General features: G+C 70.4%; 24 protein-coding genes. 12 read left to right on the top strand and 12 right to left on the bottom strand.

Annotated elements, in window-relative coordinates:
- The first annotated feature begins 30 nt into the window (after positions 1 to 30).
- Positions 31 to 2,112 carry a hypothetical protein gene (locus WDZ95_RS10820; RefSeq protein WP_425778289.1) on the top strand — a complete coding sequence of 694 codons (2,082 nt, stop codon included), beginning with the start codon at positions 31 to 33 and terminating at the stop codon, positions 2,110 to 2,112.
- A 12-nt stretch (positions 2,113 to 2,124) separates the two neighbouring features.
- Here WDZ95_RS10820 and WDZ95_RS10815 read toward each other — a convergent pair whose 3' ends face one another.
- From WDZ95_RS10815 to lexA, 3 genes are all read right to left on the bottom strand, one after another.
- A complete protein-coding gene (locus tag WDZ95_RS10815; protein ID WP_166226110.1) occupies positions 2,125 to 3,132 on the bottom strand; it encodes a D-2-hydroxyacid dehydrogenase family protein in 1,008 nt (335 codons plus the stop codon).
- Positions 3,133 to 3,213: 81 nt separating this feature from the next.
- On the bottom strand, positions 3,214 to 3,519 hold the full coding sequence (locus WDZ95_RS10810) for a hypothetical protein (protein ID WP_425778287.1): 306 nt from the start codon (positions 3,517 to 3,519) through the stop codon (positions 3,214 to 3,216).
- Positions 3,520 to 3,647: 128 nt separating this feature from the next.
- On the bottom strand, positions 3,648 to 4,331 hold the full coding sequence (gene lexA, locus WDZ95_RS10805; RefSeq protein ID WP_166226116.1) for a transcriptional repressor LexA: 684 nt from the start codon (positions 4,329 to 4,331) through the stop codon (positions 3,648 to 3,650).
- Positions 4,332 to 4,401: 70 nt separating this feature from the next.
- Here lexA and WDZ95_RS10800 point away from each other — a divergent pair, with 70 nt between their 5' ends.
- From WDZ95_RS10800 to WDZ95_RS10790, 3 genes are read left to right on the top strand one after another with little or no spacing between them, the layout of a single operon-like run.
- Positions 4,402 to 5,355 carry an asparaginase gene (locus tag WDZ95_RS10800; protein WP_425778285.1) on the top strand — a complete coding sequence of 318 codons (954 nt, stop codon included), beginning with the start codon at positions 4,402 to 4,404 and terminating at the stop codon, positions 5,353 to 5,355.
- Between the two features lie 3 nt (positions 5,356 to 5,358).
- A complete protein-coding gene (locus tag WDZ95_RS10795) occupies positions 5,359 to 5,778 on the top strand; it encodes a hypothetical protein (RefSeq protein ID WP_425778283.1) in 420 nt (139 codons plus the stop codon).
- Positions 5,779 to 5,801: 23 nt separating this feature from the next.
- Positions 5,802 to 6,281 (top strand): DUF6152 family protein, encoded by a 480-nt coding sequence (locus WDZ95_RS10790; RefSeq protein WP_425778281.1) that lies wholly within the window; start codon positions 5,802 to 5,804, stop codon positions 6,279 to 6,281.
- Positions 6,282 to 6,339: 58 nt separating this feature from the next.
- Here the strand turns inward: WDZ95_RS10790 and adk are convergent, their stop codons facing one another.
- The 6 genes from adk to WDZ95_RS10760 all read right to left on the bottom strand — a co-directional run bounded on the left by adk (position 6,340) and on the right by WDZ95_RS10760 (position 10,230).
- Positions 6,340 to 6,996, bottom strand: coding sequence for an adenylate kinase (gene adk / locus WDZ95_RS10785; RefSeq protein ID WP_166226123.1), 657 nt, complete (start codon positions 6,994 to 6,996; stop codon positions 6,340 to 6,342).
- Between the two features lie 136 nt (positions 6,997 to 7,132).
- Positions 7,133 to 7,891 (bottom strand): 3-deoxy-manno-octulosonate cytidylyltransferase, encoded by a 759-nt coding sequence (gene kdsB / locus WDZ95_RS10780; RefSeq protein ID WP_425778279.1) that lies wholly within the window; start codon positions 7,889 to 7,891, stop codon positions 7,133 to 7,135.
- 1 nt (position 7,892) lies between these two features.
- Positions 7,893 to 8,099 carry a Trm112 family protein gene (locus WDZ95_RS10775; protein WP_166226126.1) on the bottom strand — a complete coding sequence of 69 codons (207 nt, stop codon included), beginning with the start codon at positions 8,097 to 8,099 and terminating at the stop codon, positions 7,893 to 7,895.
- Positions 8,100 to 8,120: 21 nt separating this feature from the next.
- Positions 8,121 to 9,152, bottom strand: a complete 1,032-nt coding sequence (lpxK, locus tag WDZ95_RS10770; RefSeq protein ID WP_425778276.1) for a tetraacyldisaccharide 4'-kinase — start codon at positions 9,150 to 9,152, stop codon at positions 8,121 to 8,123.
- Positions 9,153 to 9,157: 5 nt separating this feature from the next.
- Complete coding sequence (locus tag WDZ95_RS10765) at positions 9,158 to 9,592, bottom strand: ExbD/TolR family protein (RefSeq protein WP_166226132.1); 435 nt, start codon at positions 9,590 to 9,592, stop codon at positions 9,158 to 9,160.
- A complete protein-coding gene (locus WDZ95_RS10760; protein ID WP_425778274.1) occupies positions 9,589 to 10,230 on the bottom strand; it encodes a MotA/TolQ/ExbB proton channel family protein in 642 nt (213 codons plus the stop codon). Before WDZ95_RS10760 ends, WDZ95_RS10765 begins: the two co-directional genes overlap by 4 nt.
- Positions 10,231 to 10,599: 369 nt before the next feature.
- Between WDZ95_RS10760 and xseA the strand changes: the two genes are divergently transcribed.
- The 3 genes from xseA to WDZ95_RS10745 all read left to right on the top strand — a co-directional run bounded on the left by xseA (position 10,600) and on the right by WDZ95_RS10745 (position 14,932).
- Positions 10,600 to 11,838, top strand: a complete 1,239-nt coding sequence (xseA, locus tag WDZ95_RS10755) for an exodeoxyribonuclease VII large subunit (RefSeq protein WP_425778272.1) — start codon at positions 10,600 to 10,602, stop codon at positions 11,836 to 11,838.
- 74 nt (positions 11,839 to 11,912) lie between these two features.
- Positions 11,913 to 12,494 carry a Fe-Mn family superoxide dismutase gene (locus WDZ95_RS10750; RefSeq protein ID WP_166226138.1) on the top strand — a complete coding sequence of 194 codons (582 nt, stop codon included), beginning with the start codon at positions 11,913 to 11,915 and terminating at the stop codon, positions 12,492 to 12,494.
- A gap of 200 nt (positions 12,495 to 12,694) precedes the next feature.
- The gene (locus WDZ95_RS10745) at positions 12,695 to 14,932 is read left to right on the top strand and encodes an NADP-dependent isocitrate dehydrogenase (protein ID WP_166226141.1); all 2,238 of its coding nucleotides are present in this window, start codon (positions 12,695 to 12,697) and stop codon (positions 14,930 to 14,932) included.
- Positions 14,933 to 14,983: 51 nt separating this feature from the next.
- Here WDZ95_RS10745 and WDZ95_RS10740 read toward each other — a convergent pair whose 3' ends face one another.
- On the bottom strand, positions 14,984 to 15,433 hold the full coding sequence (locus WDZ95_RS10740; protein WP_425778269.1) for a DUF192 domain-containing protein: 450 nt from the start codon (positions 15,431 to 15,433) through the stop codon (positions 14,984 to 14,986).
- A gap of 126 nt (positions 15,434 to 15,559) precedes the next feature.
- Here WDZ95_RS10740 and icd point away from each other — a divergent pair, with 126 nt between their 5' ends.
- Positions 15,560 to 16,813, top strand: a complete 1,254-nt coding sequence (icd, locus tag WDZ95_RS10735; protein WP_425778267.1) for an NADP-dependent isocitrate dehydrogenase — start codon at positions 15,560 to 15,562, stop codon at positions 16,811 to 16,813.
- Positions 16,814 to 16,897: 84 nt separating this feature from the next.
- Here the strand turns inward: icd and WDZ95_RS10730 are convergent, their stop codons facing one another.
- Complete coding sequence (locus WDZ95_RS10730) at positions 16,898 to 17,056, bottom strand: hypothetical protein (RefSeq protein ID WP_166226150.1); 159 nt, start codon at positions 17,054 to 17,056, stop codon at positions 16,898 to 16,900.
- A 165-nt stretch (positions 17,057 to 17,221) separates the two neighbouring features.
- On the opposite strand from WDZ95_RS10730, the gene WDZ95_RS10725 reads away from it, so the two are divergent.
- Positions 17,222 to 18,115 (top strand): SDR family oxidoreductase, encoded by an 894-nt coding sequence (locus tag WDZ95_RS10725; protein ID WP_425778265.1) that lies wholly within the window; start codon positions 17,222 to 17,224, stop codon positions 18,113 to 18,115.
- Between the two features lie 82 nt (positions 18,116 to 18,197).
- Entirely contained in the window at positions 18,198 to 18,950 is a 753-nt protein-coding gene (locus WDZ95_RS10720; RefSeq protein ID WP_425778263.1) for a hypothetical protein, read from the top strand.
- Between the two features lie 85 nt (positions 18,951 to 19,035).
- On the opposite strand, the gene rpoN is transcribed toward WDZ95_RS10720, so the two are convergent.
- Positions 19,036 to 20,484 (bottom strand): RNA polymerase factor sigma-54, encoded by a 1,449-nt coding sequence (gene rpoN / locus WDZ95_RS10715; protein WP_425778261.1) that lies wholly within the window; start codon positions 20,482 to 20,484, stop codon positions 19,036 to 19,038.
- 453 nt (positions 20,485 to 20,937) lie between these two features.
- Here rpoN and WDZ95_RS10710 point away from each other — a divergent pair, with 453 nt between their 5' ends.
- Together WDZ95_RS10710 and WDZ95_RS10705 are read left to right on the top strand one after the other, a co-directional pair.
- The gene (locus tag WDZ95_RS10710) at positions 20,938 to 23,169 is read left to right on the top strand and encodes an ATP-binding protein (protein WP_425778259.1); all 2,232 of its coding nucleotides are present in this window, start codon (positions 20,938 to 20,940) and stop codon (positions 23,167 to 23,169) included.
- On the top strand, positions 23,151 to 23,609 hold the full coding sequence (locus WDZ95_RS10705) for a PA2169 family four-helix-bundle protein (RefSeq protein ID WP_425778258.1): 459 nt from the start codon (positions 23,151 to 23,153) through the stop codon (positions 23,607 to 23,609). Before WDZ95_RS10710 ends, WDZ95_RS10705 begins: the two co-directional genes overlap by 19 nt.
- Positions 23,610 to 23,619 lie beyond the last annotated feature (10 nt).

Genomic DNA, 23,619 nt, shown 5'->3' with positions numbered 1-23,619 from the left:
TGGACAGCCTGCATTTTGCTATCAACCGCCATGGGCAGTTCCGCTGTCACGCTGGGACGCCACAGCGGCGTCGCGTTGATCGGCCGTCCGCTGGATGTGCGTTTGCAGGTCATGCTCGCCCCGGGCGAGGACATCGGCACGCAGTGCGTGGCCGCCGAGGTGTTCTATGGCGACGTTCTCGTGCCGTCCAACCTGGTGACCGTCACGACCAGCATCGCGGCCGGTGAAACCACCGGCACGGCACGTGTGGTGTCGAGCCAGCCGATCAACGAACCCATCGTCACGTTGTCGGTGCGGGCCGGATGCGGTCTGCCGTTCACGCGCCGTTACGTGCTGTTGGCCGACCCCGTGAGCGAGCCGGCGAGCACCCAGGCGCTGCCTGCCCCGGCCGTCATCGCGCCCGCACCGGCACCGCTGCCCGTGCCTGCCCCGCAGGCGGCACCGGCAGCGGCGGCGGTGCCCGCACCCCCGCCGACGGCCACGCCCGCACCGGCGCCCGCCCCGGTGGTGCGGGCCCGGCCCCCGGCGCCCCCCAAACCGCCCAAGGTGGCGGTGGCGCCGCGCCCCAAACAAAGCGCCCCGGCGCCGGCACCGGCACCCAAGGCCGCCAATGCGCCGGCCGGCGCTGCCGCCGCGCCCGCGACCGGTGGCTCGCCCCGCCTGCGCCTGGACCCGCCCGATCTGCCAGCCAGCGGTGCCGGCAGCCCGGGTGGCCAGGCCCCTGCCGGTTCGGCGGCGGGTTCGCCGGCCGAACCCAATGCGCTTGAAACCGCACTGGCCGCGGCCAACGCCGAGGTGGCGCGCAACAACGAACGCCTGGCCGCACTCGAGGCCGAGATGGCGCGCTTTCGCGAAGCCCAGCAGCGCGACCAGGCGCGCGTGGCCGAGCTGACCGCGCAACTCGCGCGGGCCGAGGAAGACCGTTACAGCAACTGGGTGGTGTTCCTGCTCGGCGGCCTGCTGGCGCTGGCGCTGGCCGCCATCGCCGTGCTGATGCGCCGCCAGCGCCGTGAAACCGCTCTGGCCTCGGACGCGTCGCGCGCCTGGTGGGCCGAGCAGCCAGCGGACGAGGCGGATGAACCACCGACGCGCGCGTCGCGCCGTGCTGCCCTCGAGCCCAGCGCCCCGGTGCCGCTCGACGAGATCGACGTCGACGTCGATTCAGCGCCCGTGCCGCTGCCGCCGCCCGCCATGCCGCGCAAGGCCGCCTCCGACAGCCTGCCCCCGATCGACCGCCGCGAATTTGCGCCCAGCGCCATGGGCGTGTCGCGTTCGGTGGCGACCGAAGAACTCTTCGACGTGCAGCAGCAGGCCGACTTCTTTGTCTCTCTCGGCGAAGACGAGCAGGCGATCGCCGTGCTGCGCAACCACCTGGCCGAGAGCCATGAGCCGAGCCCGCTGGCCTACCTCGACCTGTTCCGCCTCTACCACCGCCTGGGCCGCCGCGAAGACTACGACGCGCTGCGCGAAGAGTTCAACACCGTGTTCAACGCCGGTGCGCCGCAGTTCGACCGCTACAGCGACAAGGGCCGCGGCCTCGAGGCCTACGAAACCGCATTCGCGCGCATCCAGGCCCTGTGGCCGCAGCCGCGCGTGCTCGACCTGATCGAGCGCAGCATCTTCCGCGACAGCCAGGAGGGTGAGACCGAGGTGTTCGACCTCGAGGCCTACCGCGAGCTGCTCATGCTGCACGCCATCGCCAAGGAACTGGTGGAGCGCGATGCCGGCAGCACCCAGCCGCCGCGCGATTTCCAGAACACCAACATGCAGCCGCTCAAGGCGGCCGGCAAGGCCGAAGCGGCTTCCGCGTCGGCGGGGGCGGGCGAAGAAACGCAGCGCCGCAACGTCACCGTGCCGATGGACCTGCACGTGATCCCCCCGGCGTCGCCGCGCGTGGCGCTCGACGTGAACATCGAAGAGCTCGAGATCGAATCGCAGTTCGAGGCTTCGCTGCCCGAGGTTGACGTGCCGGTCGAACCCACGGCGGGCCGCAGCCGCGCGTTCCGCGAGGGCGAAAGCATGATCGACTTCGAGATCCTGGACAACATTCCGCCGGTTCAGCGCCGCGACAGCGACCGCAACGGCGGCTCCGGCGACGACCCCGCGCGCTGAGCGCGCGGCCGGTCAGCGCCGGACCTGCAGGGCGCCCGGGTTGACGATGTTCGTCGGCGTGCCTTTGATGAAGTTCACCACGTTGTCGAAGGCCGAGTTGAAGAAGGTCTCGTAGTTCTCCTGCTCCACATAGCCGATGTGCGGCGTGCAGATGCAGTTCTCGAGCCGCAGCAGCGCATGGCCCTGCAGGATGGGTTCGGACTCGAAGACATCGACCGCCGCCATGCCCGGCCGGCCCCGGTTGAGCGCAGCCAGCAGGGCCTCGGGCTCGATGATCTCGGCGCGCGAGGTGTTCACGATCAGCGCCGTGGGCTTCATGCGCTGCAGGTCGTCGAGCTTCACGCAGCCCATGCTGCGCTCGCTCAGCCGCAGGTGCAGGCTCAGCACGTCGCAACTTTCGAAGAAGCCTTCCTTGCTCGTGGCCACGTCGTGGCCGTCGGCCAGAGCGCGGGCCCGCGATTCTTCCGAGCCCCACACCACCACGCGCATGCCGAAGGCGCGGCCGTAGCCGGCCACGATGGAGCCGATGCGGCCGTAGCTCCAGATGCCCAGCGTCTTGCCGCGCAACACCATACCGACCCCGAAGTTGGCGGGCATGGCCGACGACTTGAGGCCTGACTGCTGCCAGGCCCCGTGCTTGAGGTTGGACACGTACTGCGGAATGCGCCGCATGGCGGCCATCACCAGGGCCCAGGTGAGTTCGGCCGTGGCCACAGGCGAGCTCACGCCCTCGGCCACGGCGATGCCGCGCTCGGTGCAGGCCGCCACGTCGATGTGGCTGCCCACGCGACCGGTCTGGGCGATGAGCTTGAGCCGCGGCAATTTGTCGACCAGTTGCCGCGTGATGTGGGTGCGTTCGCGGATCAGCACGACGATGTCGGCGTCGCGCAGGCGGACCGACAACTGGCCCACCCCCTTCACGGTGTTGGTGAAGACCTTGGCGGGATAGGCCTCGAGTTTCTCAGCGCATTGCAGCTTGCGGACGGCGTCCTGGTAGTCGTCGAGGATCACGATGTTCATGGGCGCTTATTGTGCCCGCGCGCCTCGTGGCCCTTTGGCTGCCCCAGGGCGCCAAGGTGCTTCCGGATGTAGCCCGCGCGCTCAGCGCGCCAATCGGCGTCGGCCCTGGGCTTCGCGGTCGGCCAGGCGATCGAGTTCGCGGCACACCTCATCGATGCGGCCTGCGAGGGCCACGCGGCCGTCGTGGCGGCCACGCGCCAGCGACTCGTTGGCCGCGGGCCGGCCGAGCCAGCCCGCGCGCGCGAAGCGGCGCACCGCGGGCGTGGGCGTGGCGGCCTGCGCGAGGCTCAGCGCCGCGCCGCGGCCCGTGAGCGAAGGCTCGGGCAGCCAGCATTCGATGAGCTGCAGGGGTTTGCGCCAGCTGCTGGTGTGGAAGAACAGTCCCATGTGAAACGCCTTTCGGGGTTGAACACAGGCAGGATTGATCGTGGAAGCCGCCGTCGCGGGGTTGTGCCGCTCACCGGGGTGAGGGCCCAACGCCCGCCACCCGCAACGGTGGCGTGGACCCGGTCGGGTCAGTTCTGGAAGCTGTTGCGGATCAGGCCCACGGCCAGGCCTTCGATCTCGAAGGGTTCGCCGGGCTCGACCACGATGGTGGGGTAGTCGGGGTTCTCGGCGTGCAATTCGATGTGGTCGCGCAAGCGCATGTAGCGCTTCACGGTCACGTCGTCGCCGAGCCGGGCCACGACGATCTGGCCGTTGCGCGCCTCGCGCGTGGCCGCGACCGCAAGCAGGTCGCCGTCGAGGATGCCGACGTCGCGCATGGACATGCCGCGCACGCGCAGCAGGTAGTCGGGCGTGCGCTGGAACAGACCGGGTTCGACCGCGTAAGTCTGGTCCACGTGTTCTTGCGCGAGGATGGGCGAGCCCGCGGCCACACGGCCGATCAGGGGCAGCACGAGCTGGGCAAGGCCGGGCAGCGGCAGGGCCATCTGGCGCTCGCGCGACTCATTGATACTCTGCAGGTCGGCACGGCGCAGCCGGATGCCGCGCGAGGTGCCGCTCACGAGCTCGATCACGCCTTTGCGCGCGAGCGCCTGCAGGTGCTCTTCGGCCGCATTGGCCGACTTGAAGCCCAGCTCGGCCGCGATCTCGGCGCGCGTGGGTGGCGCGCCGGTGCGGGCGATGGTGCTCTGGATCAGCGACAGGATCTGTTGCTGGCGGGCGGTGAGCTTGGGGCTGGCAGCGGTGTCTTGCATGGGGCCTCGCGGTCGGTGTTCGGATACTGTTCGGGTATCCAGTGCCTGTATTTTTAACCAGTTATCGAGGATGACGCAAGTGGCACGTGAAGATTCCACCGCCCGGTTCGTGGTGCTGGGCATGGGCGGCACCATCGCCGGCCGGGCCCGGCAGGCTGGCGACAACGTCGGCTACGAGGCGGGCCAGGTGCGCGTGGAGGAGCTGGCAGCGGGTCTGCCGGCGCTGGCAGGGCTGGACATCCGCTTCGAGCAGGTGGCCCAGATCGACAGCAAGGACATGCGCCTGGCCGAGCTGCAGGCGCTGGTGCGGCGCGTGCAGGCGCTGCTGCACGATCCGCAGGTGCAGGCCGTGGTCGTCACGCACGGCACCGACACGCTCGAAGAAACCGCCTACCTGCTGCAGACCCTGCTGGTGCCGTCCAAGCCCGTGGTGCTCACCTGCGCCATGCGCCCCGCCACCGCGGTGTCGCCTGACGGTCCGCAGAACCTCAGCGATGCGCTCGCGGTGGCCGCGCACCCGGGCGCGCGCGGCGTGACCGTGGTGTGCGCGGGCCGGGTGCACGGCGCGTTCGAAGTGGCCAAGCAGCACCCCTACCGCACCGATCCTTTCGACTCGGGCGACGCGGGCACGATCGCCCAGGTGGAAGAGGGCCGCGTGCGGCGCTTTCGCGACTGGCCCGCCGAAGGCCGCCACGGGCCGCGTTGTGCGGCCTTCCTCGCGGCCGCGGCGATGCCGCGCGTGGCTCGGATCGACAGCCACGCCGACGCCGGCGCCTGGCAGGTCGAGGCGCTGTGTGCGGCCGGGGCGCAGGGGCTGGTGGTGGCCGGCACCGGCAACGGTTCGGTGCACCAGCACCTGCTGCAGGCCTTGCGGGTTGCGCGCGACGCCGGTGTGCGCGTGGTGCTGGCCACGCGCAGCGGCGCGCCCCTGGTGGGCCATCCCGCGCAGGCCTTCGAGGCGCTTGACGGGCTGTCGCCCGTGAAGGCGCGCTGGGCGCTGGCGCTCGACCTGCTGCCGGGCTGAGTCATGTTCGCCGCGCTGGCCTCGCACCCCTGGGCCTATCCCATGCTCGAGGTGGCCCACATCGTGGGCATCGCCTTGCTGCTGGGCAATCTGGTGTTGATCGAGGCGCGGGTCTGGGGCTTTGGTCCGGCCCTGCCGGCCGAACCGCTGGCCCGCCTGGGCCTGGCGATCGCGGTGGCGGGCTTCTCGCTGTGCGCGGTGAGCGGCCTGGTGATGTTCGCCACCATGCCGCAGGAACTGTTGGCCAACCGCGTGTTCACAGCCAAGATGGCGCTGATCGCGGTGGCCGCCTGCAACGCGGGCCTGTTCCATGCGCGCGGCTCGCTGCAGCGCCTCGACGGCCCGGCGCGCGCGCTGATGGCGGTGTCCACGCTGTTGTGGCTGCTGGTCATCACCTGCGGCCGCTGGATCGGCTACGTGTGAACCGCTCGACGAAGGAGACCCTCATGCACCGCAGAAACCTGCTGCAGGCCGGTGGCGCAATCGCCCTGGGCAGCGTGGCCGGCCTGGCCCGCGCCCACCACGGCTGGAGCAGCTTCGATCAGGACCGTCCGATCTACCTCGAAGGCCGCGTCGTGCAGGCGGCCTGGCGCAACCCGCACGCCGAGTTGGTGCTCGAAGTGCCCGAGGGCCTGGCGGTGCCGGCGGCGCTCGCGCAGCGGCCGTTGCCCGCGCAGACCGCAGGCGTGGACGGCGCGGGCCTGCTGCGCCGCGCGGTGGTGCCCACGCGCAAGGACAGGCGCTGGCAGATCGAGCTCGCGCCCATCTTCCGCATGAACCAGTGGCAGGTGAGCGAGGTGAAGGTGGGCGACAGCATCGCGATGGTGGGCTTCACCTTCCAGGGCGAACGCGGTGAGCCGGTGCTGCGCGTCGAGTACCTGTTCGTGGGCGACAAGACCTACGGACTGCGTTCGAGCCCGGCCTGAGCCGGACGCGCATGAAAAAGCCCCGCCGGGGCGGGGCTTGCGCTGGCGCGGGGCGGGTTCAGGCCGACAGGGCCTGCAGCGCGCGCGCGGTGATGTCTTCCACGCTGCCCACGCCGCTGATGGCGCGGTACTTGGGCGCGGCGGCGGCATCGTTCTGCGCCCATTGGCGGTAGTAGTCCACCAGCGGGCGGGTCTGTGCGCTGTACACCTCGAGGCGCTTCTTGACGGTTTCTTCCTTGTCGTCGTCGCGCTGGATCAGGGGCTCGCCGGTCACGTCGTCCTTGCCTTCGGCCTTGGGCGGGTTGAACTTGACGTGGTAGGTGCGGCCCGACGCCGGGTGCGAGCGGCGGCCGCTCATGCGTTCGATGATGGCGTCGAAGGGCACGTCGATCTCGAGCACGTAGTCGAGCTTGACGCCCGCGGCCTTCATGGCGTCGGCCTGCGGGATGGTGCGCGGGAAGCCGTCGAAGAGGAAGCCGTTCGCGCAGTCGGGCTGGGCGATGCGTTCCTTCACGAGGTTGATGATCAGGTCGTCGCTCACGAGCGCGCCCGCGTCCATCACGGCCTTGGCCTGCAGGCCCAGCGGCGTGCCGGCCTTGACGGCTGCGCGCAGCATGTCGCCCGTGGAGATCTGGGGGATGCCGAACTTCTGGCAGATGAACGCCGCCTGCGTTCCTTTGCCAGCCCCCGGTGGGCCCAACAGAATCAGTCTCATCGGTTTCCTTTTCAGAGTTTGAATCGCGTCGTCGCTTGCCTCGGGCGACGCCCCTGGGCATGGGCGCCGGGGGTAACCGGGCGAGGATAGCATGCGCCCCCTGACACAGCCTTACGCCGCGCCGGGGGTGCAGGCCTCAGCGCGGGGCGAAGAGGGCGCGCACGCGCTCGAGGTCTTGCGGCGTGTCCACGCCCGGGCCGGGCGCGTGCGCGCTCAGGTGCACGGCGATGCGCTCGCCGTGCCACAAGGCCCGCAGTTGCTCGAGCGATTCGAGCCGCTCGGTGGGCGCCACGGCCAGGCTGGGGAAGCGGCGCAGGAAGGCCGCGCGGTAGGCATAGATGCCGACGTGCCGCAGCGGTGCGGGCGAGGGCAGGCCATCACCCTGTGCCATGCCATCGCGCCACCAGGGGATGGGGGCACGGCTGAAGTAGTGCGCGATGCCGTCGCGATCGAGCACCACCTTGACCACATTGGGGTTGAGCCAGTCTTCGCGCCGCTCGATCGCATGGGCCGCGGTGCTCATGGCGCAGCCGGGGTGTGCGCGCAGCTTCTCGGCCACCGCGCCGATCAGCGCGGGCTCGATCAGGGGCTCGTCGCCCTGCACGTTCACCACCAGGTCGTCGCCATCGAGGCCGAGCAGGGCGCAGGCCTCGGCGAGCCGGTCGCTGCCGCTCGGGTGGTCGGCTCGCGTGGCCACGGCCTCGACGCCGTGCGCCTCGCAGGCGCGCAGGATGCGCGCGTCGTCGGCCGCCACCACGCAGCGCAGGGCGCCGCTGAGGGCGGCGCGTTGCGCCACGCGCACAACCATGGGCAGGCCGGCGATGTCGGCCAGGGGTTTGTCCGGCAGCCGGCTCGAGGCCATGCGCGCCGGGATCAGTACCGTGAAGCCGCTCACGTCAGTCGGGCGCGCGCGGCGCCGGCGGGCGCGCGGCTTCTTCTTCGGTCAGCGGGCGCGCTTCGTGTTCGAGCAGGATGGGAATGCCGTCGCGGATGGGGTAGGCCAGGCGCGCGCTGCGCGAGTGCAGCTCCTGCCGTTCGCGTTGGTAGATCAGCGGGCCCTTGGTCACGGGGCACACCAGCAGTTCGAGCAGTTTGGCTTCCATGGCGCGAATGATAGGCGGGGCTCAGCGGCGCAGGGTGGCGAGGTGGGCGTCCACGGCGGCGAAAAAGCCGGGGTCGATGTCGAGCCGCAGCGGCACGGCCCAGGCCGGCTGCGAGGCCGGCAGGCCGGCGAGCTTGACGAGGTCTTTCTCGGTGCACAGCACCGGGCCCTGCCAGCCGGCGATGGCCCGCCGCAAGGCGCTGGCGTCGGCATGGTCGGGCAGGGGCAGCAGGCGCTGCGGCCGAACGCCGGCCGCGGCCAGCATGCCGAAGAAGGCCTCGGGCCGAGCAATGGCGGCGAGCGCCGCGCAGGGCGTGTCCGAGAAGGTGTGCAACGGGCGCGTTCGACCCTGCAGGTCCACCGCCTGTGCGGCGAGCCCGCGGCGCACGCCGAAACGCGCCATGCCCGCGGGAACGGGCAGCACCAGGTCGGGCGGGCACAGCAGCAGTTGCGGGGCCTGCGTGCTGCCGGCGCGCGGTGGCCAGGGTTCGCGCAGCAGGCCCGCGGGCAACAGCCAGCCATTGCCCAGGCCGCGCGCGTCGAACACGGCGATGCGCAGGTCGCTGCGCAAGGGCCAGTGCTGCAGACCGTCGTCGCAGACGATGAGGTTCACCTCGGGGTGAGCCGCCAGCAGCGCCTGCGCGGCGTCGACGCGGCGTCGGCCCACCCACACCGGCACGCCGGTGCGGCGGCGGATCAGCAGCGGCTCGTCGCCGCTGCGTGCGGGGTCGGTGTCGTCGCGCACCGCGGTCACCGCGTCTTCGCGGCGGCCATGGCCGCGCGAGACCACGCCCACGCGCCAGCCGCGGGCCCGCAGGTGCTCGATCAGCGCGAGCGTCGTCGGGGTCTTGCCGGCGCCCCCAGCCACCAGGTTGCCCACCACCAGCACGGGCACGGGCAGCGCCCGGGCCCGCAGCCAGCCGAGCCGGTAGGCAGTGCGTCGCAGGCCCAGCAGGGCGCGGTAGACCAGCGAGAGCGGCCACAGCAGGCAGGCCAGTGGGCCGCGCCGCTGTGCCATGCCCTGCCAGCCCGACTCGCGCGCGGCCTGCGGCATGCGGCTCAGCGCGTGCGCGCGCCGGCGCTGCCCTGTTGCGTGGCGAAGGTGATCTGCACCAGACCCGCGCGGCGCGCGGCGTCCATCACGTTGATGACGGCCTGGTGCGCGGCGGCCGCGTCGGCGCTGATGACCACCACGGTTTCACGGCCGCCCTCGGCGCTTTCCTGCAGCGCGGCGGTGAGTTGCTCCACGCTGGAGCCCTCGAGCACGCGGCGGTTGATCGCGTAGCGCCCGTCGGCCCCCACGGCCACCACCACCTCGCGCGGGTTCTGCTTGGGGGCTTCGGCGTCGGCCACCGGCAGGTTGACCTTGAGCTCGGTGAACTTGCTGTAGGTGGTGGTGAGCACCAGGAAGATGACCACCACCAGCAGGATGTCGATGAACGCGATCAGGTTGATCTCGGGTTCATCGCGCGTGCCGCGGGTGTGGAAGTTCATGGCTTGCGCACGGTCATGAGGTGGCGCGCGAAGCGTTCTGCCGCCACTTCCATGGTCAGCAGGTACTCGTCCACGCGGGCGCGGAAGTAGCGCCAGAAGATGAGGGCGGGGATCGCCACCATCAGGCCGAAGGCCGTGTTGTAGAGCGCGATCGAGATGCCGTGCGCGAGCTGGGCCGGGTTGCCGCCGCCGGCCACCACGCCCATGCCGTCACCGGCCTGCGAGCCGAAGATCTCGATCATGCCGATGACCGTGCCCAGCAGCCCCAGCAGCGGCGCGGCCGACGCGATGGTGGCCAGCGCGCCCAGGTATTTCTGCATGCGCGCCGCGGCGTGGCGGCCCGCGCCTTCGAGGTTGGCCTTGAGGTCCTCGGCGGTGGCACGCGGGTTGGCGTTGAAGGTGCGGAATCCCGTGGCCAGCACCCCACCCAGCAGCGAGTTCTGCTCGAGCTGCGCCACCACGTCGGGGCCGGGGATGCCATTGCGCGACACCATGATGGCTTCGTCAAGCAGTTTGGGCGGTGCGATCTTGCTCGTCTTGAGGCTGATGAAGCGTTCGATGACGAGGGCCAGGCCCAGCACGGAACAGATGATCAGGGGCCAGATCGGCCAACCCGCGGCTTGTATGATGGACAGCAACTCTGGGCTCCGGATGACGTTGGTGCCGACGGCACCGCACAACGCGGCGGATTATGGCCCAGCCCCCCCGCACTGCCCGCAGCTTCTCATTCACAACTTCTGTGGATAACTTTGTGAAGAACCCGGCGAACAAGCCCGCACGGTGCAGCGCCGCTGCGGTCTTGGCTGGAATGCCCGTTTTTTCGGCAGCACATTCCGCTTTGGAATCAAGGCCCTGGGCGTCATGCGGCGGCCTGTCGGGCATTCACGACAACAACCCCAGCAACGGCGCGCCCTGTGGACACGTTTGACCCTGAAAACCCCGGCGGCGCTGCATCCGCGGCCGCGCAGGGGCCATCCGCCGAGCGTGTGTGGGCGGTTGGCCCGCTGGTGCGAGCCGTGGCGGACACCTTGTCCGCGCGCTTCAATCCCGTCGCGGTGCAGGGCGAGCTTTCGGGCTTCTCGCGCGCGGCCAGCGGGCATTGCTACTTCTCGCTCAAGGACGACGCCGGCCAACTGCGCTGCGCCATGTTCCGCCGCGTCGCCGACGGCATCGGCTTCGCGCCGCGCGACGGCCTGCGCGTGCAGGTGCGCGGCCGGCTCGACGTGTACGGCCCGCGCGGCGACCTGCAGCTGATCGTCGAGGGCATGAAGCCCGCGGGGCAGGGCAGCCTGTACGAACAGTTCCTGCGCCTGAAGGCGCAACTGCAGGCCGAGGGCCTGTTCGAGCCCGAGCGCAAACGCCCCGTGCCCGCGCACCCGCGCCACGTGGGTGTGGTCACCTCGCTTGGAGCCGCGGCCCTGCGCGATGTGGCCACCGCCTTGCGCCGGCGCGTGCCGCATGTGGCGGTCACGGTGTTCCCGGCCTCGGTGCAGGGCGCGCAGGCGCCGGCCGAGATCGTGGCCGCGCTGGCCACGGCCAACGCCCACCGCGGCGAGCGCGGCCCCTGCGACGTGCTGCTGCTGGTGCGCGGCGGCGGCTCGCTCGAAGACCTGTGGTCGTTCAACGACGAGGCGGTGGTGCGCGCCGTCGCGGGCTCGGCCCTGCCCGTGATCGCCGGCGTGGGCCACGAGACCGATTTCACCCTGGTCGACTTCGCGGCCGACCTGCGCGCGCCCACGCCCACGGCCGCGGCCGAGCTCTGCGCCGCACCGCGCGAGCAGCGGCTTGGCGAACTCGAATACCTGCAAGAGCGCCTGCAGGGCGCGGCGCAGGATGCGATCGACACCCAGGCCCAGCGGCTCGACCGCCTCGCGCAGCGCCTGGGCCGGCCCGCGGCGCGGCTGTCGCAGGCGCGCGAGCACCTGCAGGTGCTGCAGGCGCGGCTGCAGGGCGGCACGCGCCTGTGGCTGCAGCGTCAGACCTCGCGGCAGCAGCAGCTCGCCCTGGGTCTGCCCCAGGGCGTGGCGCGCGGCCTCGAGCGCCAGCGCGAACGCCTCGCGCGCCACCAGGCCGCGCTCGGCCTGCTCGACCCCCGCCTCGTGCTGCAGCGCGGCTACGCGTACCTCACCGACGACGCCGGCCACGCCATCACCGGGGTGGCACAGGCCTTGCCGGGCAGCGCGCTGCAGGCCACGCTGGCCGACGGCGTACTGCCCCTGCGGGTGCGCGGCCCTGCCGACGCATAACCCCGTTGGCGTGGCCGTCGCCCACGCTGCCTACAATCGCCGATCCACCCACAACCACACAGAAGAGGACGCGCATGGAACACACCCTGCCGGCACTGCCCTACGGTCTGGACGACCTGGCCCCGCACTACAGCCGCGAAACCCTGGAATACCACCACGGCAAGCACCACAACGCATACGTGGTGAACCTGAACAACCTGCAAAAGGGCACCGAGTTCGAAGCCATGGCGCTCGAGGACATCGTGAAGAAGTCTTCCGGTGGCATCTACAACAACGCCGCGCAGATCTGGAACCACACCTTCTTCTGGAACTGCATGAAGCCCAACGGCGGTGGCGAGCCCACCGGCGCGCTGGCCGCGGCCATCACCGCCAAGTGGGGCAGCTACGCCGCCTTCAAAGAGGCCTTCACCAAGAGCGCCGTGGGCAACTTCGGCTCGGGCTGGACCTGGCTGGTGAAGAAGGCCGACGGCTCGGTGGACATCGTGAACACCGGCGCCGCCGGCACCCCGCTGACCACCGCCGACAAGGCCCTGCTCACCGTGGACGTGTGGGAGCACGCCTACTACATCGACTACCGCAACGCCCGTCCCAAGTTCGTCGAGACCTTCCTCGACAAGCTCGTGAACTGGTCGTTCGCCGAGAAAAACTTCGCCTGATTTTCCGCAGGCCGAACGCCGGGGCTCGAAGGGCAACCTTCGGGCCCTTTTTGTTGCCCGGCATCCGTAGGCATGCAAATTTCTTTGCGCGTTTTTTGCATTGTGGGAGTTTGGTCCCGAAAACGCGGACCCGGCCCTGGCGCCGAAAGCACAATGTCGGGCGTCGGATTGCCGCACCCAACAATTTCTGGAGATAAGCCATGAGCAGCCAGCAACCCACCATCATCTACACCCTGACGGACGAGGCCCCCCTGCTGGCCACGAGCGCGTTCCTGCCCATCATCCGCACCTTCGCGGCGCCCGCGGGCATCAACATCGAGACCAGCGACATCTCGGTGGCCGGGCGCATCCTGGGCCAGTTCCCCGAACTGCTGACCGAAGCGCAGCGTGTGCCCGACAACCTGAGTGCGCTGGGCAAGCTCACGCTCAAGCCCGAGGCCAACATCATCAAGCTGCCCAACATCAGCGCCTCGGTGGCCCAGCTCAAGGCCGCGATCAAGGAACTGCAGGACAAGGGCTACAAAATCCCCGACTACCCCGAGAACCCGCAGACCGACGAAGAAAAAGACATCCGCGCGCGCTACAACAAGTGCATCGGCAGCGCCGTGAACCCGGTGCTGCGCGAAGGCAACTCGGACCGCCGCGCGCCCAAGGCCGTGAAGGAGTACGCCCGCAAGAACCCGCACAGCATGGGTGAGTGGAGCCAGGCCTCGCGCACCCACGTCTCGCACATGCACCACGGCGACTTCTACCACGGCGAGAAGTCGATGACGCTGGACCGCGCGCGCAACGTGAAGATGGAGCTCATCACCAAGAGCGGCAAGACCATCGTGCTCAAGCCCAAGGTCGCGCTGCTCGACCGCGAGGTGATCGACTCGATGTTCATGAGCAAGAAGGCCCTGCTGGCCTTCTACGAACAGCAGATCGAGGACGCGCACAAGACCGGCGTGATGTTCTCGCTGCACGTGAAGGCGACCATGATGAAGGTGTCGCACCCCATCGTGTTCGGCCACTGCGTGAAGATCTTCTACAAGGAAGCCTTCGAGAAGCACGGCAAGCTGTTCGACGAGCTCGGCGTGAACGTCAACAACGGCATGGTCGATCTCTACAACAAGATCGCCAGCCTGCCGCAGAGCAAGCAGGACGAGATCAAGCGCGACCTGCACGCCTGCCAGGAGCACCGCCCCGAACTCGCCATGGTCGACTCGGCCAAGGGCATCACCAACTTCCACTCGCCCAACGACGTGATCGTGGACGCGTCCATGCCCGCCATGATCCGCGCCGGCGGCAAGATGTACGGCGCCGACGGCCGCCTGAAGGAAGTCAAGGCCGTGATGCCCGAGAGCACCTTCGCCCGCATCTACCAGGAGATGATCAACTTCTGCAAGTGGCACGGCGCCTTCGATCCGCGCACCATGGGCACCGTGCCCAACGTGGGCCTGATGGCGCAGCAGGCCGAGGAATACGGCTCGCACGACAAGACCTTCGAGATCCCCGAAGACGGCGTGGCCAACATCACCGATCTGGACACCGGCGAAGTGCTCATGAGCCAGGACGTGGAGCAGGGCGACATCTGGCGCATGTGCCAGGTGAAGGACGCCGCCATCCGCGACTGGGTGAAGCTGGCCGTGACGCGCGCGCGCAACTCGGGCATGCCGGTGGTGTTCTGGCTCGACCAGTACCGCCCGCACGAGGCGCAGCTGATCACCAAGGTCAAGATGTACCTGCACGAGCACAACACCTCGGGCCTGGACATCCAGATCATGAGCCAGGTGCGCGCCATGCGTTACACGCTCGAGCGCGTGATCCGCGGCCTCGACACCATCAGCGCCACGGGCAACATCCTGCGCGACTACCTCACCGACCTGTTCCCCATCATGGAGCTGGGCACCAGCGCCAAGATGCTGTCGGTGGTGCCGCTGATGGCCGGCGGCGGCATGTACGAAACCGGTGCGGGCGGCTCGGCGCCCAAGCACGTGCAGCAGCTGGTGGAAGAAAACCACCTGCGCTGGGACTCGCTCGGTGAGTTCCTGGCCCTGGCCGTGAGCTTCGAAGACCTGGGCCTCAAGAACAACAACCCGCGCGCCAAGCTGCTGGCCAAGACGCTGGATGCGGCCACCGGCAAGCTGCTGGACAACAACAAGAACCCCAGCCCCAAGACCGGCCAGCTCGACAACCGCGGCAGCCAGTTCTACCTGGCCATGTACTGGGCCCAGGAGCTCGCGGCGCAGACCGAAGACGCCGAGCTCGCGGCCAAGTTCGCGCCGCTGGCCAAGGCCCTGGCCGACAACGAGGCGACCATCGTCAAGGAGCTGGCCGAGGTGCAGGGCAAGCCGGTGGACATCGGCGGCTATTACAAGCCCGACTTCCAGAAGCTCGAGACCGTGATGCGCCCGAGCGCCACGTTCAACCAGGCGCTGTCCCTGGTCAAGCCCTGATCGATCGGGCCCCGGGCCTGCCACGCAAGCCGCCCACCCGGGCGGCTTTTTTCATTTCACGAAGGGCGGGCCGCTCAGCCGCGCGCCGGCCTTGAGGCCGCGCTTGGCGAACCAGCCCTGGTGCATCTCGAGCACGTAGCGCACGGGCTTGGCCGAGCAGTGCGAATCGAGGCTCTGGGGCTGCATGTCGACCAGGTTCACGATGGTGCCGTCGTCGGCCAGGAAGGCGGCGGTCAGCGGCAGCAGCGTGTTCTTCATCCAGAAGCACTGCGTGCCGGGCTGCTCGAACACGAAGAGCATGCCTTCGTTGGCGGGCATGTCCTGGCGGTGCATCAGGCCCACCATGCGCGAGGTGTGGGTGCTGGCGACCTGTGCGTTGATGAGGTGCATGCCCGCGCTGAGCGACACGCGGGGCAACTGGGTCTGGGGCGCGTCCTGAGACCAGGCCGGGCCCGTGGCGAACAGGCACAGGGCGAGCAGACGGGTGAACAAGGCTTTCATGCGGCGTGACGGCAGTCAGGGGTGGCGACCGCCGCATTGTGTGCCATCGCCAGCCCCAGGGGCGCCAAAGCCCAGCGTCTAGAATTTCTTTTCCCTTGTCTGTCCGCCACCCGCATTCCCGTCGACATGTACCAGCACATCCAGGTGCCCGCGCAGGGCCAGAAGATCACCGTCAACGCCGACAGGTCGCTGCAGGTGCCCGACGAGCCCATCGTGCCCTACATCGTGGGCGACGGCGTGGGCGTGGACGTGACGCCGGTGATGCTCAAGGTGGTGAACGCCGCGGTCGAGAAGGCCTACGGCGGGCGCCGCAAGATCCACTGGATGGAGGTGTACGCGGGCGAGAAGGCCACGCGGCTGTACGGTCCCGATGTGTGGCTGCCCGACGAAACCGTGGCCGCGGTGAAGGAGTACGTGGTGTCCATCAAGGGGCCGCTGACCACGCCCGTGGGCGGCGGCATCCGCTCGCTCAACGTGGCGCTGCGCCAGGCGCTCGACCTCTATGTCTGCCTGCGCCCCGTGCAGTACTTCAAGGGCGTGCCCTCGCCGCTGAAAGAGCCGCACAAGACCAACATGGTGATCTTCCGCGAGAACTCCGAAGACATCTACGCCGGCATCGAATACGAGGCCGGCTCGCCGCAGGCGAAGAAGCTCATCCGCTTCCTGCACGACGAGCTCGGCGCGGACAACATCCGATTCCCCGAGAGCTCGGCGCTGGGCGTCAAGCCGGTGTCGGTCGAGGGCAGCGAGCGCCTGGTGCGCAAGGCCATCCAGTACGCGATCGACCACGACAAGCCCAGCGTCACGCTCGTGCACAAGGGCAACATCATGAAGTTCACCGAAGGCGGCTTCCGCGAGTGGGGCTACGCGCTGGCCCGCCGCGAGTTCGGCGCCGAGGTCATCGATGGCGGCCCGTGGTGCCGCGTCACGAACCCCCGCACCGGCCGCCAGATCGTCATCAAGGACGCGATCACCGACGCCTTCTTCCAGCAGGTGCTGATGCGCCCCGCCGAGTACTCGGTGATCGCCACGCTCAACCTCAACGGCGACTACATCTCCGACGCGGTGGCCGCGCAGGTGGGGGGCATCGGCATCGCGCCCGGCGCCAACATGAGCGATTCGGTGGCCTGCTTCGAGGCCACGCACGGCACCGCACCCCGGTACGCGGGCAAGGACTACGTGAACCCGGGTTCGTCCATCCTCTCGGCCGAGATGATGTTGCGCCACATCGGCTGGAAGGAAGCGGCCAACCTCATCATCGACGCGATGGAAAAGGCCATCCAGACCAAGAAGGTCACCTACGACTTCGCGCGCCTCATGGACGGCGCGATGCAGGTGAGCTGCTCGGGTTTCGGCGAGGTGATGATCGAGCAGATGTGAGGCGCAGGGCGCTGCGCCGACCACCCGGCAAAAACCCCTGGGCGCCGCGAGGCCCCAGGGGTTTTTGCATGGGGCCAGGCCGGATCAGCGCTGCTGGCGGCTGCCGCCCTCGTTGCGGTTGTTGCCCTCGCCGCGCTGCGGGGTGCGCGAGCCGCTTTGCTGTTCCTGCTGTTCCTGCGGCTTGCGCGAGGGCGTTTCCTGCTGGCGTTGGGTGTTGTCGGTGTTGCGGTTCGGCTGGTTCATCGAGATCTCCTGAAAGTTGATGCGGTACCGGCGGCATGCCGGCGCGCTGCGTCGGGCAATCGCGGTGCCTGGGGCGCGGCGGGCGGGGCTGGGCACCGAATCGCGGGTACCGCGATTGCCCGCCGGGTGCCTTCCGGTTCCAGCCCGCCCATCGAGGCGTTGCCCATGTCCAAGCCCTCAGCGCCCGCGGTGCAGGCCGGCGCGCGCGCCCAGCCCGCCCACATGCCCGCCCAGCACATCGCCCCCACGGACAGCAAGGCCGACCTCGCGTTGCCGCCGCGTTTCCTCGCGCCCGACTACCAGGGCAGCCACAAACTGCGCGACCGCGTGGCCCTGATCACCGGCGGCGACTCGGGCATCGGCCGCGCGGTGGCGGTGCTGATGGTGCGCGAAGGCGCCGACATCGCAGTGGTCTACCTTCAGCACCATGACGACGCCCAGCAGACCCAGGCCCATGTGCAGGCCGAGGGCCAGCGCTGCCTGCTGCTGCCTGGCGACGTGCGCGACGGCGCGTTCTGCCGTGCCGCCGTGCAGCGTGTGCTCGACCAGTTCGGCCGCCTCGACGTGCTGGTGAACAACGCCGCCGTGCAGGCCTCGGCCGAGGACATCGAGGCGCTCGGTGAAGAGCGCTGGCGCCACACCTTCGACACCAACGCGCTCGGCTACTTCCTCATGACCCAGGCGGCGGTGCCGCACCTGAAGTCCGGCTCGGCCATCGTCAACACCGGCTCGGTGGCGGGCCTGCGCGGCAGCGGTCACCTGCTGGACTACGCGGCCAGCAAGGGTGCGGTGCATGCCTTCACCAAGGCCCTGGCGCAGAGCCTCATCGACAAAGGCATTCGCGTGAACGCCGTGGCCCCGGGCCCGGTGTGGACGCCGCTGAACCCGGCCGATGCCTCGGCCGAGCAGGTGGCCGAATTCGGTCGCGACACCGACATGAAGCGCGCGGCGCAGCCCGAGGAGATCTCGCCGGCCTACGTGTTCCTGGCCTCGCCCGCGATGTCGGGCTACATCACGGGCGTGGTGCTGCCGGTGACCGGCAGCGTGGACGCCATTTGATCGGGTACGGGGCTTGCCATGCGGGCGCACTGACCGGCGGCTGCCGGTCAGTCCTTCTCAACACCGATCCAAGGAGTTCCACATGTCACAACACGACGAGCGCGGCCGCCGCCAGGGCGGCCAGGCAGCACAGCGCCAGCAGGAGGCGCAGCAGCAGGGCCATGACCAGAGCCCCGGTCAATCCCACGAGGCCTCCGGTGGTGGTGGCGCCCAGCGCGGCGGCTACCAGGGCGACTTCCCAGGCGGCTATTCGGGCCAGTACCCGGGCGACCCCCAGTCGGGCGGCTACCGTGGCCAACAGGGCGCCTACCAGTCCGGCGGCATGGGGCAGCAAGGCGGCGTTGCCTATGGCGGGCCTGGCGGCTACGGGCAGCAGGGCGGCTACGGCGGGCAGCGCGGTTACGGCAGCCAAGGCAGCCAGGGCCCATACGGTGGTCAAGGCGGCTACGGTGGTCAGGGCCACTCTGGCGGAGAAGGCCCTTATGGTGGCCAGCGCTTCGGGGAACACGCGAGCTACGGCACCGGCGGTCAGGGCCAGATGGGGGGCGGCTATGAAAGCCGTTTCGGCGAGCAGGACCACCAGGGCCGTCAACACCACCACGACCCCGACTACTGGCAGTGGCGCAACGAACAGATGCGCGCGCTCGACGACGACTACCACGCCTGGCGGCAGGAGCGCTTCAGCAAGTTCTCCGACGACTTCTCACAGTGGCGCAGCCAGCGCCAGAAGGGAGGTGGCTCGGGCACGGGCGACAGCGGCTCCGGCACAGGTGGCAGCAGCGCTTCGTCGGGCCAGGACACGCACGCCGGCAGCTCGAGCGAACGCCACAAATGAGGCCGCCGCCGTGACGCGGTCCCACTGATGTCCGGCCGGGCCCTGGTGAACAGGGCCCGGCCCTTCGCCGCGGTGTCCGGCGATTTCAGCTGTGCCGGCGCCGTTTCTCCACCGGATCGATGCGCAGCAGCTGGCGGTACTTGGTGACCGTGCGGCGCGCCACCACCAGGCCCTGGACCGCGAGCTGGCGCGTGATCTCGGCATCCGACAGCGGCCGGCTGCTGTCCTCACCCGCGATGATGTCGCTGATCAGCCCGCGGATGGCGGTGGCCGAGCACTCACCGCCGCTGGCACTCACCATGGGGCGTGAGAAGAAGTGCTTGAGCTCGAACACGCCCAGTGGCGTGGCCATGTGCTTGTTGTTGGTCACGCGCGAAACCGTCGATTCGTGCACCCCCACTTCCTCGGCGATCTCGCGCAGCACCAGCGGGCGCATGGCCATGGGCCCGAACTCGAGGAAGTGTCGCTGACGCCGCACGATGGCGCGTGCCACGTCGAGGATGGTCGAGAAGCGCTGCTCCACATTGCGCAGCGTCCAGCGCGCGTCCTGCAGATGCTCGCCGAGTCGGCAGGCCTGGCGCGCGCTGTGTTGCTGGTAGAGCTGCGCGTACACCTGATTCAGGCGCACGCGTGGCACCACCGCCGGGTTGAGCTGCACGGCCCACTGGCCGCGCAGGCGCCGCACGATCACGTCGGGCACGATGTAGTCGATGCGCGAGGAGCCCAGTCGCCAGCCCGGGCGCGGGTCGAGCCGGCGGATGCGGTCGACCGCGGCCTCGACACGCGCGATCGGCTCGCCCAGCGCGAGGGCCAGGCGCGGCACGTCGCGAGCGGCCAGCGCATCGAGGTGCTCGGTCACGATGCGCCCGGCGACCGCACGCAGGGCCTCGTCGGGCAACAGCCGCACCTGCAGCCACAGGCACTCGCCCACGCCGCGCGCGGCCACGCCCGCGGGCTCGAGCGACTGCACCAGGCGCAGGGCCACAAGCAGGTCGCCCTCGTGCGCGGTGGTTTCACTGCGCACGAGGGCGGCGATTTCCTCGAGGGGCGTGCGCAGATAGCCGTCGTCGTCGAGCGAATCGACGATGGCGCGCGCCAGGCAGAGGTCGCGCGCCGACAGCGGCATGAGGTTGAGCTGGGCGTGCAGGTGCATGGCCAGCGTGGTGTCGCCCGCGGTCAGGTCCATGGCGCTGGTCTCGCCATCGCCCGTGCCGCTGGCCTGACCCGGGCCATCGCTGGTCCAGATCTCGCGGTCGTCGGCGGCCTCGGGCGTGGCCGCGTCCCAGGTGTCGGGGGCGCGGGGTGTGTCGTCTGCGCCCGGGTCGGTGGCCTCGGGCCCGGCCGCGGTGTCGCGGTCGGGATCGGCGGGTGTCTCGCCGTCTTCGTCGCTCTCCAGAAACGGGTTCTCGCCGAGCTTTTGCCGCACCAGTGCCGCGAAGTCGAGCGAGGACATCTGCAGCAACTGAACGGCGCGCTGCAGCCGTGGCGACAGGGTTTGCGTCTGGCGGGTTTCGGTGCGGAACTCCAGTCCCATGGGGTCTCCTGTGGCAGGCCGGCGGCACCCGGGGCTTTTGCAACCCCCGTGCCGGACCGCACGCCGCGCCGGGCTCACGGTGCGGGAACCCGCGCCGTTGCTGGCGTTGCGGCCTGCGCGCGCGGCCGCGCCCACGCGTCCGGCCCGAAAAATCTGCCGGGGCAGCGCGCCGCGTCGGCGCATGCTGCGGCAAGAGTTGCCGACGGCGAGGCCGTCGATCGGGGGCTTCTTCCTGCAACCAGGCCGCGCGCGCCTCGGTCAGGGCCTCGCGCAGGGGTTCGAGCCGCGTGTCGTCGGGCAGTGCCGGCCATGGCCAGGTCGACTGCCACAGCGCGTGGGCCTGGAAGGCCTGGGCCAATGCGGCCATCGCGCGATCGGGCACGGCCGCGGGTACACCGCTTGCCTGCGGCGGCGCGAGTGTTGTCATCCCCCGACCCTGTGCGCAGGCATTCCATGTCGATCCGTTCCCGTCTGGTGCTTCTGGTTCTGGCCGTGCTCTTGCCGGCCTTGGGCGCGATCGCCTGGGTGGTGTTTCGCGGCTGGCAGAACGGCCACGCGGCCATCGACCACCACGCACGCGACAGCACCCAGGCCCGGGCCCTGGCGATCGAGCGCGAACTCAACCGCTACAGCGGCATCGCGCACACGCTGGCCGCCTCGCCCCTGCTGGACCGCGCGCCGCCGCTGGCCGAGCGCGACCGCCTGGCCTTCGACGACACGGCGCGTCGCGCAATCGCGGGCCTGCCGGTGTCGGTGCAGCTTGCCAGCGGCGCCACGGTCTGGACGGACACCCGCCTGCCGCGCGGGATGCCGGTGTCGCGCGCGCCCCCCGCGGCAGAACCGCCGCCCCTGCTGCCCGATGCATCGCCGGCCTCGCCGGCGGCGCGCCTGGTTGCCGGGCCGGGTGAGGAAGCGGACCGCAGCCTGAGCCTGCTGGAGCCGGTGCTGCGGGGCGACGCGGGGCGGGGCGCGCGCGCGACCGCCCTGGGACTAAGCCTGCGCATTCCGCTGGCCCGGCTGCAAAAGGTGCTCGACGAGTACCCGGTCCCGCCCGGCTGGGGCGGCTGGCTGCTCGACGCGCACGGTCAGGTGCTGCTGCACCGTGCGGCGCGCAACGGCGCGGAACCGGGTCTGGGGGCGCGCGGCGTCCAAAACCCCGAAGGCACCGATGCCTTGCCGCTGCTCGCGCTGTTGCGCGAGAGCCTGGCCGGCGAGCAACGCGACGGGCGCTTCGCCCTGCAGACGGCCGAAGGCGACACGATGCGCGTGTACTACCGCCGCGCCCCCGAGGGCTGGGTCTACCTCACCACCGTGCCCCGTGCGCAACTCGCCCCGGGCTACGCCGACCAGGCCTTTGCACTGCTGCTGGGCGCGGTGCTCCTGCTCGTGGCGGGCGTGGTGGCGGCGATGCTGGTCGCGCGCGGCGAGTTGCGGCGCCAGGTGGACGAGGCGGTGCAGCGCGCCCGCCAGGCCGAGCGCTGGGCGGCGCGGCGCGAACGCGTGGAGGCCCTGGGCCGTCTCACCGGGCGCGTGGCGCACGAGTTCAACAACCTGCTCGGCGTGATCAGCAACAGCGCCCACCTGATCCAGCGCCACGCGAACACGCCGGCACTGGCCATGCCGCTGGCGGCCACCCTGCGCGCGGTCGATGCGGCCAGCGGCCTCATGCAGCACCTGCTGCGCTTTGGCGGCCGGCAGAGCACGCGGCCCTGCAAGCTCGTGCTCGCGCACTGGCTGCCCGAATTGCGCGACATGCTCGGTGTGGTGCTGGGCAAGCGTGTGGCGCTGGAGATCGAGGTGCGCGACCAAGGGTTGTGCGTGCACGTCGACCCGGACGAACTCGAACTCGCGCTCATCAACCTCGCGCTCAATGCGCGCGAGGTGCTGCCCGAAGGCGGCCGTGTGGCCGTGGCGGCCGAAGCCGCGGCACCGGCGCTCACCGCCGACCTGCCGTCCGGCCGCTACGTGGCCATCGCCGTGCGCGACGATGGCCCCGGCATGGCGCCCGAGCAGGTGCGGCGCGCCTTCGAACCCTTCTTCACCACCAAGGACGACGGCGACACCGCGGGCTTCGGCCTGAGCCAGGTGCACGGCCTGTGTTCACAGGCACACGGCAAGGCCCTGCTCGTGAGCCAGCCCGGCGAGGGCACCACGGTCACGCTGGTGCTGCCCGCGGTGGAGCCCGAGCGTTCGTCGGCGATGGGGCCTCGCGCCAGCGCCGCGCCGCTGGCAGCGAGCGTGCTGGTGGCCGAGGACAACGACACGCTGGGCGATGTCACCGTGGCGCTGATCGAGACCATGGGCGCGCGCGTGGAGCGCGTCACGCACGCGGGTCAGGCGCTGGAGCGGCTGGAGCGCGGCCCGCCGATCGACGTGGTGCTCAGTGACGTGGCCATGCCGGGACCGATGGATGGGGTGGGCCTGGCGCACGCGGTGCGCGCGCGCTGGCCCGGGGTGCACGTCGTGCTGATCAGCGCGCACGGCAGCAGCCTGGTCGGCGCCGAGAGCTTTCTCGTGCTGCGCAAGCCCTGCGCACCCGCCGTGCTGCTCGAGGCCCTGCGGCCTGCGCTCGACGGCCCGGGGCCGCGTGCAGGCACGCCGCGTGCCCCTGGCGTGGGCGCCGTCGCGGGCGGCCGTTTCCGTTCAACCCATTGCGAGGACACACCATGGACAACAAACCCCTGATTCACGTGCTCAACGAGCTGATCGAAACCTGCAAGGACGGCGAGTTCGGTTTTCGCAGCACGGCCGAACACGCCAGTTCGCCCGAATTGCAGCGCCTGCTGGAATTGCGCAGCGAGGAATGCCGCCAGGCGGCGTCCGAACTGCAGAGCCTGGTGGTGCACCAGGGCGGTGAGGCCGAAGCGCGCGGCTCGGTGGCCGGTGCGGCGCACCGCGGCTGGGTGGCGGTGAAAGGCACCCTGGCCGGCTACAGCGACCTGAACATGCTGGAAGAAGCCGAGCGCGGCGAAGACGTGGCGATCGAGCGCTACCGCCGCGCGCTCGACCAGCAGCTGCCGCCCGACGTGCGCGCGGTGGTGGAGCGCCAGTTCGAGGGCGCGCGGCGCAACCACCAGCAGGTGCGGCGCCTGCGCGAAGAGGCCCGCGCGCGCTCGACGGCCTGAGCGGCGCGGC

It is taken from the genome of Hydrogenophaga sp. T2 (assembly GCF_049843535.1).
Classification (GTDB): domain Bacteria; phylum Pseudomonadota; class Gammaproteobacteria; order Burkholderiales; family Burkholderiaceae_C; genus Hydrogenophaga; species Hydrogenophaga crocea.
This window is presented reverse-complemented; position numbering and strand designations above follow the sequence as displayed.